The sequence below is a fragment of the Pseudomonas izuensis genome (genome assembly GCF_002356535.2).
GTDB lineage: Bacteria > Pseudomonadota > Gammaproteobacteria > Pseudomonadales > Pseudomonadaceae > Aquipseudomonas > Aquipseudomonas izuensis.
On sequence record NZ_AP017423.2, the window covers coordinates 2,795,280 to 2,811,434 of the forward strand.

10 protein-coding genes are annotated in these 16,155 nt (G+C 58.6%); 7 read left to right on the plus strand and 3 right to left on the minus strand.

What is annotated here, in order from left to right; all coding sequences use genetic code 11:
- Position 1: 1 nt before the first annotated feature.
- Both LAB08_RS12565 and LAB08_RS12570 read right to left on the minus strand, forming a co-directional pair.
- Positions 2–1,204, minus strand: a complete 1,203-nt coding sequence (locus LAB08_RS12565) for an acyl-CoA dehydrogenase family protein (protein WP_096511902.1) — start codon at positions 1,202–1,204, stop codon at positions 2–4.
- 37 nt (positions 1,205–1,241) lie between these two features.
- On the minus strand, positions 1,242–3,260 hold the full coding sequence (locus LAB08_RS12570) for an oxidoreductase (RefSeq protein ID WP_096511901.1): 2,019 nt from the start codon (positions 3,258–3,260) through the stop codon (positions 1,242–1,244).
- A 561-nt stretch (positions 3,261–3,821) separates the two neighbouring features.
- Here LAB08_RS12570 and LAB08_RS12575 point away from each other — a divergent pair.
- The 6 genes from LAB08_RS12575 to LAB08_RS12600 all read left to right on the plus strand — a co-directional run bounded on the left by LAB08_RS12575 (position 3,822) and on the right by LAB08_RS12600 (position 13,072).
- Positions 3,822–5,540 carry a DUF1302 domain-containing protein gene (locus LAB08_RS12575; protein ID WP_254007527.1) on the plus strand — a complete coding sequence of 573 codons (1,719 nt, stop codon included), beginning with the start codon at positions 3,822–3,824 and terminating at the stop codon, positions 5,538–5,540.
- 38 nt (positions 5,541–5,578) lie between these two features.
- A complete protein-coding gene (locus tag LAB08_RS12580) occupies positions 5,579–6,958 on the plus strand; it encodes a DUF1329 domain-containing protein (protein WP_096511900.1) in 1,380 nt (459 codons plus the stop codon).
- Between the two features lie 91 nt (positions 6,959–7,049).
- Positions 7,050–8,099, plus strand: coding sequence for a WD40/YVTN/BNR-like repeat-containing protein (locus tag LAB08_RS12585; RefSeq protein ID WP_172901609.1), 1,050 nt, complete (start codon positions 7,050–7,052; stop codon positions 8,097–8,099).
- A 33-nt stretch (positions 8,100–8,132) separates the two neighbouring features.
- A complete protein-coding gene (locus tag LAB08_RS12590; RefSeq protein WP_096511898.1) occupies positions 8,133–10,637 on the plus strand; it encodes an efflux RND transporter permease subunit in 2,505 nt (834 codons plus the stop codon).
- A gap of 84 nt (positions 10,638–10,721) precedes the next feature.
- Positions 10,722–11,516, plus strand: coding sequence for an SDR family oxidoreductase (locus tag LAB08_RS12595; protein WP_096511897.1), 795 nt, complete (start codon positions 10,722–10,724; stop codon positions 11,514–11,516).
- A 20-nt stretch (positions 11,517–11,536) separates the two neighbouring features.
- On the plus strand, positions 11,537–13,072 hold the full coding sequence (locus tag LAB08_RS12600) for a class I adenylate-forming enzyme family protein (protein WP_096511896.1): 1,536 nt from the start codon (positions 11,537–11,539) through the stop codon (positions 13,070–13,072).
- Here LAB08_RS12600 and LAB08_RS12605 read toward each other — a convergent pair.
- Positions 13,038–13,676, minus strand: a complete 639-nt coding sequence (locus LAB08_RS12605) for a cysteine hydrolase family protein (RefSeq protein ID WP_096511895.1) — start codon at positions 13,674–13,676, stop codon at positions 13,038–13,040. The genes LAB08_RS12600 and LAB08_RS12605 overlap by 35 nt on opposite strands.
- Positions 13,677–13,797: 121 nt before the next feature.
- Between LAB08_RS12605 and LAB08_RS30615 the strand changes: the two genes are divergently transcribed.
- Positions 13,798–16,125, plus strand: coding sequence for an acyl-CoA dehydrogenase family protein (locus LAB08_RS30615; RefSeq protein ID WP_096511894.1), 2,328 nt, complete (start codon positions 13,798–13,800; stop codon positions 16,123–16,125).
- The last annotated feature ends 30 nt before the right edge of the window (positions 16,126–16,155 follow it).

A 16,155-nucleotide genomic window follows, 5' to 3' on the forward strand; every position in this document is an offset into this window, starting at 1 on the left:
GTCAAAACCCGAAAGCCAGTTTGGCAATGATGTTCTTTTGTACTTCCATGGCGCCGCCAAAAATGGTGCAGGCGCGCAAGTACATGAGGTCTGCGGTGACGCCGGGAACATGGCCTGGCCACAGCGGATCGCCCGTCGGGTCGGCAAACGCCTCGTCGCGGCTGTAGACCCGCAGGCTGCGCTGACCCAACGCGTCGCTCATCAGCTCGGTGAGTTTCTGTTGCAGGGACGAACCGCGCACTTTCAGTACCGACGCGCAGGCGGCAATGGGGTGGTGGCTGGGGGCTTCATGCAGCACGCGCAGCACTGACCATTCCAGCGCTTCAACCTCCAGGCGCACTCCGGTAAAACGCCGCACGAATTCGGGGTCCTGAAGCAGCGGCACGCCATTCTTGTGCTCTGCGCCGGCAATCAGGCGGATGCGCTCAAGGTCTGCGCGGGCCTTATAGATGTCGGCGCTGGAGGTGCGTTCGTTGGAGAGCAGGAACTTGGCCTGGGACCAAGCCTGATTGACTTCACCGATAATGTTTTCCCTCGGGACCCGGACGTTGTCGAGGAACACTTCGCAGGTTGAACCTTCACCGTTGATCATCGGGATCTGCCGCACCGTGACGCCAGGTGACTTCATGTCGATGATCATCATCGAAATGCCCTTTTGCGGGCGGTCACTGTTTTCCGTACGTACAAGAAAGAAGCCTTGCTCGCAGTACTGACCTTCAGTGGTCCAGAGTTTCTGGCCGTTAACCACGTAGTGATCGCCCTCGAGCACGCCCTTGGTCTTGAGTGCGGCAAGGTCGGAGCCGGCACCGGGCTCGGAGAAGCCCTGCGCCCACATTTCATCACCATTGAGGATCGGTGGCAGGTAGCGCGCCTTTTGTTGCTCGCTGCCGTAGGTATAGAGCACCGGGGCGAGCAGGCGCAGGCCTTGCCAGCGCAGCTCCGGGGCGCCGGCCAGTTTGCATTCGTACTCGAAGATGTGCGTCTGCAGATGGCTCCAGCCGGTTCCACCGTATTCGACCGGCCAATGCGGTGCGGCCCAACCTTGCTCGTTGAGCACCCGGTTCCACCAGCGCCGGTCATCTTCGTTCGGTGGATGCATACCGGTGCGGCTGCGACGAATCACGTCATCGGTCAGTTTGTCCTTGAGAAAGGCCCGGACCGACTCGCGAAAGGCCAGATCCTCGGGGGAGAGCGTCAGTTGCATGATGGTTTCCTTGGGCAAGATTCAGTTCGACTGAGCATCAGCACGCCAGCGGACGCATCGGCGCATCGCTGGCGCACAGACCGAGTACGGTCTGATAGGCATCGTGCACGGCATCGCCGATTCGTCCGCCCTTGCGCGCATCGCCGATGGTCGCTACGGCGAGACCCGCCTCGAGCAAGTGATTGAGCAAGGTGTCATCGGGCCTGCGTCCCTGGGCGATCAGTACGCCGAGGGTCTGCAATTCGCTGTGTTCACCGTCGTTGTGTTGCAATTGCACGCGGCCGTCTTCGGCAATGGCGACAATGCTGCTGTTATCGATGATGCGGATACGTGGGTTGCTGGCCAGACGCGTATTGAGCACGCCGCGATAGATCACCTCGGCCGAACGCGCGAGTTGTTTGGCCGGCGAACGGCTGACCAGTACCACGGCATAGCCTTTTTCACTTAAAAGCTCGGCAGTTTCACAGCCCGTCTCGCCGCCGCCATAGACCAGCAATGGCAAGGTATCGTCGACAGCGGGGAAGTTTTGCGTGTGGCCCATCAGCAACTCATAAGCGTCGCGTACATGGCTTGAGTCGATCCCCTTGATTGGCAGGCGCAGGGCTCTGCCGCCGATTGCCAGCAACACGATGGCGGGTGCGCCCGGTCCGGACAGGGTGCTGGCATCGACATGACTGTTCAGGTGAACCTTCACGGCGCTTTTATCGAGCTGGCGAATCAGGTAATTCAAGTACCAGGTCAGCTTGTCCTTGAACGGCGGTGCGGCCGAGGCGATCAGGCCGCCGCCGAGTTCCTCGCGGCTCTCATGGAGCTCGGTGGCGAAACCTGCTTGTTGCAGCATCAATGCGGCGGCCATGCCGCCAGGGCCACCGCCGACGACGACTGCGCGCTGGCCGCGAAGGTTGCCGGCGTCAGGCAAGCGGTCGAGTTCATGACCGCTGCGGGGGTTCTCGGCGCAGCCTATGGTGCCGTGGGCGCCGGAGCTGATGGCGACGCAATAATTGCACGAGGTGCAGGGACGTATATCCAAAGCAGCATCACGCCGTGCTTTGTTGGCCCACTCGGGATCGGCCAGCAGCGGGCGGCCCAGGGCGATCATGTCGGCGTCACCGTCACGAATGGCATTTTCCGCCGTTTGCGGCCAGCGAATCTGCCCGACACTGATGACCGGTACATTGACCGCTTCGCGGATGCGCCGCGAATAGGGCAGGCGCCAGCCTTCGGGGGTCGACATGGGTTCGATGACTTTGTCAAAACTCGTCCAGCCCAATCCCATGGACACATGCAGTGCATCGACGCCAGCAGCCACCAGTTTCGGTGCGATACGCACCATGTCGTCGATATCGAGACCCTTGGGGGTGAACTCGTCTGCCGAGAGCCGATAGATCAACGGGCGGTCACCGATACTCTGGCGCACCCGTGCGATCACGCGCCGGGAGAAGTTCAGGCGCCGTTCTTCATCGCCACCCCAGGCATCTTCACGATGGTTGCTGTAGGGCGACAGAAAGGATGTCAGCAGGTAGCCATGGGCGCCGTGCAGTTCAAAGGCTTGATAGCCGGCCAGTACGCCCAGCTCCGCACTGCGCCCGAAGCATTCGATCAGGTGTTCGATTTGCGCTTCGGTCATGCCGCGAGCGACCAGGCGTGAAGGATCGGATCGCGAGGCGATATCGCTGGGTGCCCAAGGCATGCCATCGGTCACCAGTTCGCGTTTGGCACCCTGGCCGCCATGTTGCAATTGCAGGCACGCCACTGAACCGGCGCCGGTGATGGCTTCCACCAGACGTTGATGCCCGGCAACAAACGCCGGTGTTTCCAGCGTCAGCTGACGGTGCTCGGAGCGGCCACTGGCAGCATCCACACAGCAGAACTCCACCACGATCATGCCCGTGCCGCCTTCAGCGCGCTCGCGATAGAAGGCGATCTGCTGTGGCGTTACCTGGCCATCATGCCCGGCCAGATTAGTCGACATCGGCGCCATCACCGTGCGGTTGGGAATGTCTAGATTACGCAAGCGTATGGGTTCGAAAAGATGCGGATAGGGTGCGGTGGACATCAGCTGGCTCCTGGCTTTTTTGCTTGCCGCACACCTGCCCGGAGGGGGGTTGGCGTGGTCGCATGAAAAAGCCGCTGGTTTATTGTTATGCAGTAAAGCTGACGATATATCAGTTATTTTTCGAATGCCAGTGGTTATTGTGTTGCATCTGACTGATGGGGGAGGAGGGCGCGTGAATCCGGGAAAAATCAGTCGTCCATTTGGACTATATCGTCGCGATTCGCTCATATGACGGGCGGTATTGCACTGATGTTTAACTGTCATTCAGTAATGAACTGGCTCTTGGGTGAAGGTCTTTTGTTTCATTAACAGATTGATAAATAAGTAAAAAAATAGGTAACAAAAAAAATCAGCAGAAAACGTCTTGCCAATAGCTGACGATCTGTTAGCTTGTGACTCAGCGGTTCTGAAGGATCGTCATTGACAGCGTCAAGGCCAAATGCTCTATTTGCGCTCGCCCTTGCTGCAGTCAGTTTGGTCTTCGTGCCCAGTGTCTAGACCCCCAGTTGCAGGGGGTCATAGCCGAAAATAAGAAACCGATTCGAATCGGAGAGGCAGGCAGTGAAAACAACCACAAAACGCAGCGTTAGCGGTCGAAGTGTCAGTTCCATTAAACCGGTCTATGTGTCTTGTTCAATTGCGTTGCTGCTGGGGGCAGCTGCTGGCAACGAAGCGTTGGCGTTTGAAGTCGAAACCGGCAACCCTGACGTTAGCGTCCGTTGGGACAATACCGTTCGCTACAACGCCGGCTGGCGGATGGAAGGGCGCAATGACGATTTTGATAAATCGCCGTTCTACGACGATACGGAGCACAAGTTCGATAAAGGCGACATGGTCACCAATCGTGTTGACCTGCTCACCGAACTGGATGTCGCGTGGAAGCAGAAGCATGGTTTCCGCGTCAGTGCTGCTGGCTGGTATGACGATGCTTATCAGGACAGTGCAGAGCCCAATCCGAACCTGGTAGGTAGTGGCAACTACAACAACAATCACTACAACGGTTATGCCAATCGCTACATCGCCGGGCCATCCGGTGAATTCCTTGATGCCTTTGCATTCACCGGGTTTCAACTCGGTAGCGTAGGCGTCAACCTGAAGGCCGGTCAGCACAACGTCTACTGGGGCGAATCGCTGTTTACCCTCGGTAACTCTATCGCTTACTCCCAAGGTCCGGTTGACACCATCAAGGCTGCTACCAGCCCTGGTGCGGAAGCCAAAGAGTTGTTCCTGCCTCTCAAGCAAATTTCCACTGATATCCAGCTGACTGACGAACTTTCGTTGGGTGCGCAATACCTGCTGGATTGGAAGCCGTTTCGCCTGGTGCCAGGTGGTACCTACTTTTCGAATGCTGACGGAGCACGGTCCGACCTCGGTTCGCCTGCTGCAATCTTCAGAATTCCCAACGGTGATGACATCGAGCCCGACAGCCACGGTGACTTCGGCGTGAACCTGCGCTGGAGCCCCTACTGGCTGGAAGGTACCGCCGGGGTCTACTACCGCAAGTTCGGTGAGAAACTGCCTTGGAGTTTTACCCAGGTCGGTATCGTACAAGTGGCGCCAGGCCGCTTCGCCGGTGTGCCCAACGCTATTCGCTATAACTACGCTCGTGACACCGAGCTGTACGGCCTGAGCCTGACCAAAAACCTCGGTACGGTCAGTGTTGCGGGTGAAGTGTCCTACCGTAAGAACACAGCATTGAACTCGGTGGCGGGTTACACCGTGATTTCCACTGGGGACGCCAGCTACTCCCAGGCCGAAGGTGCACGCGGCGACAGCTACCATGCATTGATTAACGGCATCTATCTGCTACCTCGCACCGCCCTTTGGGAAGGAGGCACTCTTCAAGCTGAGTTGACTTACAACAAGCTGGACAAGATTACTGAAAATGCGGCGCGTTATAACGGGCGTGGCCATGGCTGCGTGACGGCTTACAGCAAGAACTGCGCAGATGACCACTCGGTCGGTACGCAAGTTGGCTTCACTCCTGAGTGGCCGCAATTGTTCCCGGGCTGGGATGTGTCGATGCCGGTGACCTGGGCCTACGGCATTGACGGCAATAGCCCGACGCTGGGTGGTACTAGCGAAGGTGCCTACAACTACTCCGTGGGTATCAGTGGCAAGTGGATGAACTTGCACAACTTCACCCTCAAATGGATAGACTCGCATGCCGATTACAAAAACAATCCGGCTCGCGGCTACGTCACCAGTGACTACACGAATGGCGCGGCGGTGCAGAACGACCATGGCTGGCTGTCGTTCACGTACAAAACAACTTTTTGATTTGCGTCCCTTTACCTGCCTGATGTGAGGGTTGATCAATGAACTACAAGAATATGATGGTATGGGGGGCAGCAAGCCTTCTATTTGCAGGCCAGGTTTTGGCTGCACCGACCGATGAAGAGATCAAACAACTGGGCACCAGCCTTACGCCGCTGGGCGCAATCAAGGCCGGTAACGCCAATGGCACCATTCCCTCCTGGGAAGGTGGCTTGTGCACGGCGCCCGCCGGCTACAAGCCGATCATGGGTGACAAGGGCGGCTCGCCGTATGTCGACCCGTTCGCCAATGAAAAGCCGGTGTTGAGCATCACGGCAGCCAACATGGCGCAATACAAAGACAAGCTCGACGTGGGTACACAAGAGCTGTTCAAGCGCTATCCAGACAGCTACCGCCTGGATATTTACCCGACTCATCGAACGGCCTGTTATCCGAAATGGGTCTACGACAACACCATTTCGCGGGTGAAGAATCCGCAACTGGCCGGTTCCGCACCTGGCCTGATCAACGCCCATGCCCAGTATCCGTTCCCGATTCCCAAGAACGGTTACGAGGCCATGTGGAACGCCAGCGTCAAGTTTGAGCTGCCCTATTCCGAAGGTACTCAGGCGGCTTACCTGATCGATAACAATGGTGGCGTAACGCTGACCAACGTTCAGAAGATCGAGAACCGTAACCTTTTCTGGGATAACACCATCGACACGGTCCCGGACAATCAGCCGTTCTGGGCATTGATCGCCAGTACCATGTCACCGGCCGCATCTGCGGGCGTCAAACAGATGCGTCATGCCTTCCTGAACACTTCCGAACGGGACAACATGGCATGGAGCTATGTGCCTGGGCAGCGTCGTGTACGCTTGGCGCCTGAGTTCAAGTACGACACGGTCAGTACTTCCAGCGGTGGCGTGCTGTTGTTCGATGAGATCAACGGCTTCGACGGCAAGATGGACAAGTTCGACTTCAAGCTGGTGGGCCGGCGCGAGATGTACGTACCGTACAACGCCTACAGAACCTGGGCGGCCGATCCTGTAGCGATCAACACGCCCAAGCACTTGAACCCCGACTACCTGCGCTGGGAGCTGCACCGTGTGTGGGAAGTGGAAGCAACGCTCAAACCTGGCGAGCGCCATGTACAGAAGGTCAAGCGTTTCTATCTGGACGAAGACAGCTGGAGCATCCTGACTTACGTCGCTGAGGATCAGGCCGGCAAAGTTCACCACTTGATGTACCAGCCTGCGGTTCAACAGTACGAGAAACCCGGTTATCGCAATGGTCAGTACGTGCTCTATGACATGACCAAGAACGTGTACTCCAACGGCTCGCTGATGGGTGCACCGAAAATGACCGGTTTCTACAAGGTAGATCCTTACCCAGCCAACTACTTCTCATCGGGGGCATTGTCCGGCTCCGGCGTACGCTGAAACCCGGGAAGAGTCGAGCACCTGGTGCTCGGCTCTTCGAACCCACCTGGCTCAGTAGTGCTGTGAGGATGAAATGGCAACTGTGCGTTATATGTTCGTGCTGGCGGCAGCCCTGGTCACAGGGTTGTCGAACCCGGTGAATGCCAAAACCGACTTCACCGATCCACTGGATCGCCCTGCGTCGACTGTCGGCAATCTGATCGGTGCCCATCTCAATAGTGTGACCACCGCGGGCGAGCGATTGATCGCGGTGGGAGCGCGCGGCCTGATCATTGTTTCCGACGATGCCGGTGCCAGCTGGACCCAGGCCTCTTCACCCGTCTCAAGCGATCTGTTGGGCGTTCATTTCCCAACGGCAAAGCAAGGCTGGGCGGTCGGCCATGATGGTGTGATCCTGCATAGCAGCGATGGCGGGGTTAATTGGGTCAAGCAATTCGATGGCGTGGCTGCGAGCAAGATGTTGACCGAGCACTTTGACAAATTGGCCGCTGCCGGTGACGAGTCAGCCGCCAGTTTTCAGGAAGGGGTCAAACTCAATTATCAGGACGGTCCGGAACAGGCGCTGATGGGCGTCTGGTTCTCCGACGAGAACAACGGCTTAGCCGTAGGGACCTTTGGCACTCTGCTCGCCACCCACGATGGAGGCAAAACGTGGGAGTCCTGGATGGAGCACTCCGACAATCCCGAGTTCCTGCATTACATGGCGATTTCTGGAAGCGGTGAGCAGATTTATATCGCCTCTGAGCGTGGTGTTGTCTTTAGGCTGGATCCTCGGGCGGAACGTTTCGAGCGTCTGGAAACCGGCTACACAGGCAGTTTTTTCAGCATCAAGGTGACACCGACAACGCTCGTTGCCGCAGGCCTGCGGGGCACGGCATTCAAATCCATGGATGGCGGCACCACGTGGCAACCCTTGCCCACTGGAATCAATGTGGCGCTCAGCGATGTGCAGAGTCTGCCTGACGGCCGTTTTCTGCTGGCCGGGGTCGATGGCAAAGTCGTTATCAGTGATATCGCGGTGAGCAGCTTCAAACCCTTGACGGTGTCGCGTCCCGGACGGTTTACCAGTCTGACCGGGCTCAAGAATGGCAAAGCCGTCAGCGTTGGTTTTTCCGGGGTGCGGGAAGTCACTGTGCAATAGGTGCCGACGGCTCCAGTCTTTTCAGAGGCAAATATGGTTGATTTGAAAGCGCTGCAAATGCCCGTCATCGCGGACCCTGCCGACTTCGACAAGAACAGCGGCAATTGGCTCGAACGGCTGGTATTCAATCATCGCATCAGCGTGATCCTGTTTTGCGCAGTGCTGACGCTGTTCTTTGGCTGGAGTGCGCTCAAGCTTCCGGTCAACACCAGTTTCGAAAAAATGATTCCGCAGTCCCACCCCTATATCCAGAATTATCTGGAACACAGGGATGCACTGCGCGGCATGGGCAATGCGACCCGTATCGTGGTCGAGAACACTCAGGGCGACATCTTCGACAAGGATTACCTGCTCGCCTTGCAGAAGGTCAACGACGCCGTCTACCTGATGTCGGGTGTTGACCAGGGCTGGATGCGCAGCTTGTGGACCAGCAGCCTGCGCTGGACTGAAGTCACCGAGGAGGGCTATCGCGGCGGCCCGGTCATTCCCGACCGCTGGGACGGCAGCCCGCAATCGATGGACCGCTTGCGTGAAAACATTAACCGCGCGGGTATTGTCGGCAGCTATGTGGCCAACAACCTCAAGTCGTCGATGATTTTTGTGCCCTTGCTCGACATCAATCCCGAAACCGGCAAGCCACTCGATTACGCGCAGTTATCCCGGCAACTGGAAGCGCAGGTGCGCTCCCTGGAAACCGATACGATCAAGGTGCACATCATCGGTTTCGCCAAGATCGTCGGCGACTTGATCGACGGCTTGTATTCGGTCATGGCGTACTTCGGTTTCTCGGTATTGATTGCTACCGCTCTGGTGCTCTTCTATACCCGATGCCTGCGCAGCACGCTGTTACTGGTGTTTTGCGCCTTGCTTGGCGTGGTTTGGCTATTGGGTTTGCTCAGCGTGCTGGGCTATGTGCTGGACCCTTATTCGATCCTGGTACCGTTCCTGATTTTTGCCATCGGCCTGTCCCATGGTGCGCAGAAGATGAACGGCATCATGCAGGATGTGGGGCGCGGGACTCACAAGTACGTGGCTGCCCGCTATACATTCCGTCGACTGTTCATGGCTGGCTTGACAGCGTTGCTGGTCAATATCGTCGGCTTTGCCGTATTGATCATCATCGACATTCCTGTGATCCGTGACATGGCCCTGACCACCAGTCTGGGCGTGGCGATCCTGATTTTCACCAAGCTGTTTCTGATCCCTGTGCTGCTATCGTATTTCGGCGTCAGCGATCAGGCAGCCAAACGCAGCATTCAGACGTCTGAACAGGTGGAGTCAGGCCATAGCCCGATGCAACGACTGCGTGTGGGTCTGATCCGTTTGACGCAGCGCCGTCCCGCCATGTTCGCTGTTGCAGGGGCGGTCGTGTTGGCGGGGGGAGGGTTGATGATCGGCCACCATGTGCAGTTTGGTGATCTCAACCCGGGTGCGCCTGAGTTGCGTCCCGAGTCGCGCTATAACCGCGATGTGGCTTTCGTGACGCAGAACTATGGCCTGTCCACCGACCAGTTCGTGGTCATGCTGAAAACCCCGGCAAACGGTTGCACCGAGTTCGCCTCGCTCACTGAAGCTGATCGGCTGAGTGCCCGCTTGCGCGAGTTGCCTGGTGTGCAGACCACGTTTTCGCCGGCCGATGGTATTCGCCTGACGACCTCCGGGCTGTTCGAAGGCAACCCCAAATGGCAGACCATCCCACGTAACGCCAGCAACCGCACACAGGCGTTCAACATGTTTGCCACCGACCGCCCGGAGCTGGTCGATCGCTTCTGCGTGATCACTCCGGTGATTGCTTATCTGTCAGACCACAAGGCGGCGACGCTGGAGCGTGTGGTCAAGGAAGTGGAAGCCTACAGCGCTCAGTACAGCACCGAGTCGCGCACGTTTCTGCTGGCAGCGGGTAGCGCAGGCATCGAGGCGACAACCAACATTGTGGTCAAGCGCAGTTTCTGGACCTTGCACCTGGTGCTTTACGGTGCTGTGGCATTGCTGTGTTTCATCACATTCCGCAACTGGCGAGCGGTCGTTGTGGCACTGATCCCATTGATCATCACTTCTATCCTCTGTGAGGCGCTGATGGTGATGCTGAACATCGGCATCAAGGTGGCGACCTTGCCGGTCATCGCGGTTGGGGTGGGCGTCGGTGTCGACTACGCGTTGTACCTGCTCAGCGTGCAACTGGGCTTGCAACGGCACGGCATGACACTCGCGCGCTCGTATGAGGGATCGCTGGATTTCGTCGGGCGGATCGTGGGCCTGGTCGGCCTGACAATGGCGGCCGGGGTGATTCCATGGATCTGGTCTCCGATCAAGTTCCAGGCCGACATGGGGATTCTGCTCAGCTTCATGTTCCTCTGGAACATGGTCGGTGCATTGGTCCTGATCCCGGCGTTGTCCTACTTCCTGTTGCGTACACCGGCGGACGATGCCGACCGGGAAAAGGTAGAAGAAAACGCAGAGATCGATGACCCGATGGCGGTTCTGGAATCGTCGGACGGCGCCGACAAACTCGCCATCAAACTCCGCACCACAGCCTGAAACCCAGCTAAGCACGGAGCAGATTTATCTGCTCCGTGCTTACGCGCACCTTTTGACAATCTGCGGATGTACCGGAGTCTACTGATGAATCTTGGTCTGGAAGGAAAAGTCGCGTTTGTTTCCGGAGGCAGTAAAGGCATCGGACGCGCCTGCTCTGAACTGCTTGCCGCTGAAGGGTGCAAGGTCATGGTTGCCGCCCGCAACAGTGATGCCATCGAGCAAACGGTGGCAGCGTTGCGTGATGCTGGTGGTATTGCCAGTGGCGTGATTGCTGACCTGACCCAGCCTGGCGATGTGCAACGAGCAGTGGCAGCAGCACGGCAGACCTTTGGCTCGCCAGACATTGTCATCACCAATGTGCACGGGGGAGAGCCAAGCGATTTTCTTGATGGGGATGCCGATGCGTTTCTCAATGCCTTTCAAAACCTGGTGATGAGTGTCGTGCACCTGGCGCGAGCAACCCTGCCGCATATGCGCGAGCAGCGCTGGGGGCGTCTGTTGACCATCGGTACCGCCGCGGCCAAGGAGCCGGCACCGGGTTTGAACCTGATGGCTGCGACCACCGCACGCGCGGCGGTCGTCACCTTGAACAAATCCCTGGCCGATGAGTTCGCCGTCGATGGCATCACCGTCAATACGCTCGCCACGGGTTGGATCGCAACGACCACCATGCTCGAAGAAGTGGGGCGCATGGCCAGGGAACGCGGTATGGCCGCCGACGCGCTGCTGCAGCGCTTGACCAAGAGTATTCCCGTTGGCCGTGCGGGCGATCCTCAAGAGATCGCCTCGTTGGCGGTGTACTTGTGCTCCGCTCGGGCGGGTTACATGAATGGTTGCCTTATCCCTGTCGATGGCGGCAGCCATCGCAGTGCCTGGTAATTAGCTGGAGTTGAAAGCCCATGACCCTGTTGCACGCCCCGACCCTGTGGCAATTGCTGGAACGGCGTGCGGAGCTGACGCCGCAAGCCCCCATGTTGATCGATGGTCGCAAACACTTGCACATGACCTTTGCCCAGGCACTGGATATTGCCGAGCGCTTGGCCGCGGGCTTTTACGAGCTCGGTATCAGTGCCGGCAGTCGGGTCACCTGGATGTTGCCCACAGGCTTGCCGGCCGTTATGACCGCCTTGGCCCTGGCGCGCCTGGGCGCTCTGCAAAACCCGATTATCTCGTTGTACGGTGAGCGCGAGGTTCACGGCGTTCTCGAGGGAAATCGTTCGGAGTTCTTGCTGGTTCCCGATGACGGGGAGCGTGATTTTCCGGCGATGGCCGACCGCCTGTGCCAGCAGCTCGAGCGGCCGCCGCAGGTGATTGTCATGGGCAATCACCTGCCACGTGGGCGGGCGTCAAGTCTGCCGCCACCCCCCAGCGACGGTCAGGCCGTGCGTTGGGTCTATTACACCTCTGGCACTACCTCACAACCCAAGGGCGCTTGTCACACGGACGAAAGCTTGATGATCGGTGGCCGGAACCTGGCCCGCTCAATGAGCGTCAGTGCCGCCGATGTCGGCAGCGTCGCTTTTCCGTACGCCCACATTGGCGGAGCGATGTACACCACCATGCTACTGGCCTCGGGCATGAGCGCTGTGTTGCTCGACCGCTTCCAGGCCGAGGAAGCTGCTGAAATCTATCGCCGCTATGCCGTGACACTCGCGGGCGGCAGCACAGCCCATTACCAGCTATTGCTTGCTGAACAAAGGCGCAATGCTCAAACGCCTTTATTGCCCGGGATGCGCGTGCTCTGCGGTGGGGGCGCTCCCAAACCGCCGGAACTCTATTACCAGGTCCGCAATGAGATAGGGTGCGGTCTGATACATAACTACGGTATGACCGAAGTCCCGTTGATTTGCGCAGGCTTTGAGACCGATACGGACGAGCAGTTGGCCAATGCCGACGGCATACCCATGCAGGACATCGAATTACGGATTATCCGCTCTGACGGCAGCCTGGCAGGGGAGGGTGAATCGGGCGAAGTCCGGGTGCGCGGTAAGGCGGTGTTCAAAGGCTATACCGACCCTGCATTGAACGTGGTGTCATTCGATGACGACGGTTTTTTTCGCACCGGCGACCTGGGCATGCGTCGGGCCGACGGTCGTATCGTTCTGACCGGCCGGCTCAAGGATGTGATTATCCGCAAGGGTGAGAACATTTCGGCCAAGGAAATCGAAGACCTCCTGTTCACTCACCCCAAAGTAGCAGCGGTAGCGGTCATCGGCCTGCCGGATGAACTGCGGGGCGAGCGGGTCTGCGCCGTCGTCGAACTGAAGTCGGGTGTTGCGACATTGCAGTTCCAGGAGATGGTCGATTTCTTCATGCAGGCCCAGGTGATGCGGCAGAAGATTCCCGAGCAACTGGAAATCGTCGAGCAACTGCCGCGCAATCAAACCTTGAACAAAATTCTCAAGCACGTGCTGCGTGAGCAATACGCTCACTGAGCGCCGCAATGACCGACTCGCTGTCGCTCAACGTGCTGTAGAGCGGCAGCAGGTTGCTGACGATAAAGTCGTGGCTTTGCGGTGTGGCACCGGCGATGCAGTCCTCGGGTACCACGACCTGATAACCCAGGTCTGATCCGCACAATGACAGGCCCGAAATAGCCACGTTGGTCGAAACACCGACCGGCACGATGGTCGTCACCCCCATGTTACGCAGGATCGAATCCAGGTCGGTGCCGTGAAAACCCACCAGGCTGAAGCTGCGTGCATGCACGATGTCCGTGTCGTGAGGTGCCACTTCCGGAACTGACTTCACATCCTCCGAACCAACAATCATTCGGTTTTGCTTGGTCGAGCGGGCAATGATCACGCTGGTGCGTGGCAGGTCGATATAACCCGGACGATGCGCTACATGAAGGTGCAATACCGGCAGTCCGGCGGCCCTGAACGCCTCCGCCAGGCGAGCGATGCGCGGTAGCACGCCGCGTTGCTGTACCTGCTCTGCAAGCCCTGGAAAGTCAGACAGTTCCGGGTCGACGACACCTCGTTGGCATTCGCTGATGAGCAGCGCAGGGCGTTTTCCAGCTTCAAATCCTCTAGGCATGAATTCCTCTCTGACAGATTGGCCACGACGGGCAGGTTGAAATAGTGGTTGACACCGGCTGAGTATAGAATGAAAACTGACATAACGTTAGTTAATTGATTTAAACGTTCAGGAGTCTCTGATGGGAGTAATTGCGGATCAATCGCTGTCAGCCATGCTGCGCCAATCGGCCGATGACTTTTTGACAGGATCGCACAGCCCATCGCGCTTGCGGGGCTGGATAGGCCGGGCGCGACCGGTGGAATCATCGCTATGGCACGACATCGCAGCGTTAGGCTGGACCGGTTTGCTGCTTCCGGAGGCACTGGGTGGCAGTGGCCTGGGCTTGCGTGAGGCGACAGTCCTGTGCGAGGTGATGGGGGAGCGCTTGTTCGCCGAGCCCTTTGTGGGATGTTGCGTAATGCCGTCACTGTTGCTCACGCAGGCTGAAAATGGCCCCGCCACCGAGCAATTGGCCGCCTGGCAGGTCAGTGGCGAACGCCTGCTGGCCCTGGCCTGGCAAGAACAGGCCGGGCAGATGGATCCGGACCTGATCGAGTGCCGGGTCGATCAAGGCCGGCTCAGCGGGCGCAAGGTCTTTGTGCTGGGGGCTGAACAGCAGTCAGTCTTGCTGGTGTCTGCCCTCGAACACGGCCAACCGGTGATCGTCGCCGTTGCTGCGAATGCCCCAGGCGTTCGTGTTGAAGCCTTCGCGGCAGGCATCGGGGCTCAGTACCATGTCGACTTCGATCAGGCGCCTGTGCTCTTTGAACAGGCACTGCTCAGGGGCCAGCCGGCGCTCAATGCCCTGCAACTCAGCCTGGCAGGTGGGCGTATTGCCTTGTCGGCGGAATTGGCGGGGCAGGCGGCGGGTTGCCTGCAACAGACGCTGGATTTCGTCAGCCAACGGGTGCAGTTCGAACGCCCGCTGGGCACCTTCCAGAGCATTCAACATCGCTGCGTTGACCTGAGCATCGAACAGACGCTGGCGAAGGCCAGTTTGCAGCATGCGCTGACCTGCCATGAGCAGGCACCTCTGACGCAGGCCAGTCAGGCCGCTATCAGTGCCGCCAAGGCGCGATGTGCTCAAGCCGCCATCCTGACCGGCAAGCAAGCTGTGCAACTGCATGGCGCAATGGGCTTTGCCGAGGAAGTGGACATCGGTCTGTACTTGCGGGCAGCGATGTTCGGATCGGCCTGGTTAGGGGCGGTCTGGGATCACCGCCGTCAATTTGCGAAGCTCACTGACGAAAACCCGATTGAAGCGACGCTGGCGCCCTTCGAAGCGTCGAGCTCCAGTGATCCTCGGGAGTGGAGCGACGAGGAGTTTCGGGCGCGCCTGCGGGTCTGGCTGACGGAGTTTTACCCCGAACATTTGCGGCAGAACGATCGCCGGCCATTCCTGCGCCTGCGCGGCGACGACCTGACCGGCTGGCTGCGCTTGCTCAACGATCACGGCTGGCGTGCGCCTGCCTGGCCTCGTGAATACGGTGGCATGGGCATTTCCTTTCGTAAGCAGCTGATTTACCAGCAGGAGATGGAACGCGCGGGTGTCGGGCGGATTATCGACAACGGTGAAACCCAACTCGGTCCGACCATCATCAAAGGTGGCACCGAGGAGCAACGTGCACGCATCCTGCCAAGGATCCTGGCCTGCGACGATATGTGGTGCCAGGGCTACTCCGAGCCAGGCGCCGGTTCCGACCTGGCCAGCCTGCGTACCCGCGCAGATCTCGACGGCGATGAGTTCGTCGTCAATGGACAGAAAATCTGGACCACTCACGCCGCTGAATGCAGCCATATCTATGCGTTGGTGCGCACTGGCAAGTTTGAGAAGAAACAGCAGGGCATCAGTTTTCTGTTGATCGACCTGAGTGCTCCGGGCGTCAGCGTCCGGCCGATCGCCAACATTGCAGGCGAAGACGAGTTCTGCGAAGTGTTCTTCGACAACGTTCGCGTTCCGGCCAGCAACCTGCTGGGTGAACTGCATCAGGGCTGGAGCCTGGCCAAAGCGTTGTTGGGCCATGAACGGATCTGGTTGGGCAGCGCGGCAATGGCTGGGAGTGCGCTGGAACTGGCTGGGCGGCTTGTGACGGAACTGGGCCTGGCCAATGACCGTGGCGTGCTCGATCGACTGGCTTGTTTGCAAGCAGACCTGCATGACTACCGACTGTTTTATGCGCAAATCTGCGATCGCATCGCCGAAGCCGATGAACAACCGGGGCCGGAGGTTTCGATGCTCAAGGTTTACATCTCGGAGCTGTTGCAACGCATCACTGAATTTTGCGCGGAAATCGCCGGTGATTTTGGCGGCATCGTTGGCGACGTACAGATCGGCTCGCTGCTCACCGATTTGCACTGGCCGTTGATGATGGCGCGACCCGTATCGATCTATGCCGGCGCCAATGAGGTCCAGCGCGACATTCTGGCCAAGGCTGTCCTGAAACTGCCCAGTGCCCCTCGCACCTGAGGCCCGAGCCACCGTGAACAACCGGATTAC

What these genes read in the sequence shown, in the direction of transcription:
- LAB08_RS12565 (WP_096511902.1), bottom strand. Translation starts at nt 1,204, where the DNA reads ATGCAACTGACGCTCTCCCCCGAGGATCTGGCCTTTCGCGAGTCGGTC.
- LAB08_RS12570 (WP_096511901.1), bottom strand. Translation starts at nt 3,260, where the DNA reads ATGTCCACCGCACCCTATCCGCATCTTTTCGAACCCATACGCTTGCGT.
- LAB08_RS12580 (WP_096511900.1), top strand. Translation starts at nt 5,579, where the DNA reads ATGAACTACAAGAATATGATGGTATGGGGGGCAGCAAGCCTTCTATTT.
- LAB08_RS12585 (WP_172901609.1), top strand. Translation starts at nt 7,050, where the DNA reads ATGTTCGTGCTGGCGGCAGCCCTGGTCACAGGGTTGTCGAACCCGGTG.
- LAB08_RS12590 (WP_096511898.1), top strand. Translation starts at nt 8,133, where the DNA reads ATGGTTGATTTGAAAGCGCTGCAAATGCCCGTCATCGCGGACCCTGCC.
- LAB08_RS12595 (WP_096511897.1), top strand. Translation starts at nt 10,722, where the DNA reads ATGAATCTTGGTCTGGAAGGAAAAGTCGCGTTTGTTTCCGGAGGCAGT.
- LAB08_RS12600 (WP_096511896.1), top strand. Translation starts at nt 11,537, where the DNA reads ATGACCCTGTTGCACGCCCCGACCCTGTGGCAATTGCTGGAACGGCGT.
- LAB08_RS12605 (WP_096511895.1), bottom strand. Translation starts at nt 13,676, where the DNA reads ATGCCTAGAGGATTTGAAGCTGGAAAACGCCCTGCGCTGCTCATCAGC.
- LAB08_RS30615 (WP_096511894.1), top strand. Translation starts at nt 13,798, where the DNA reads ATGGGAGTAATTGCGGATCAATCGCTGTCAGCCATGCTGCGCCAATCG.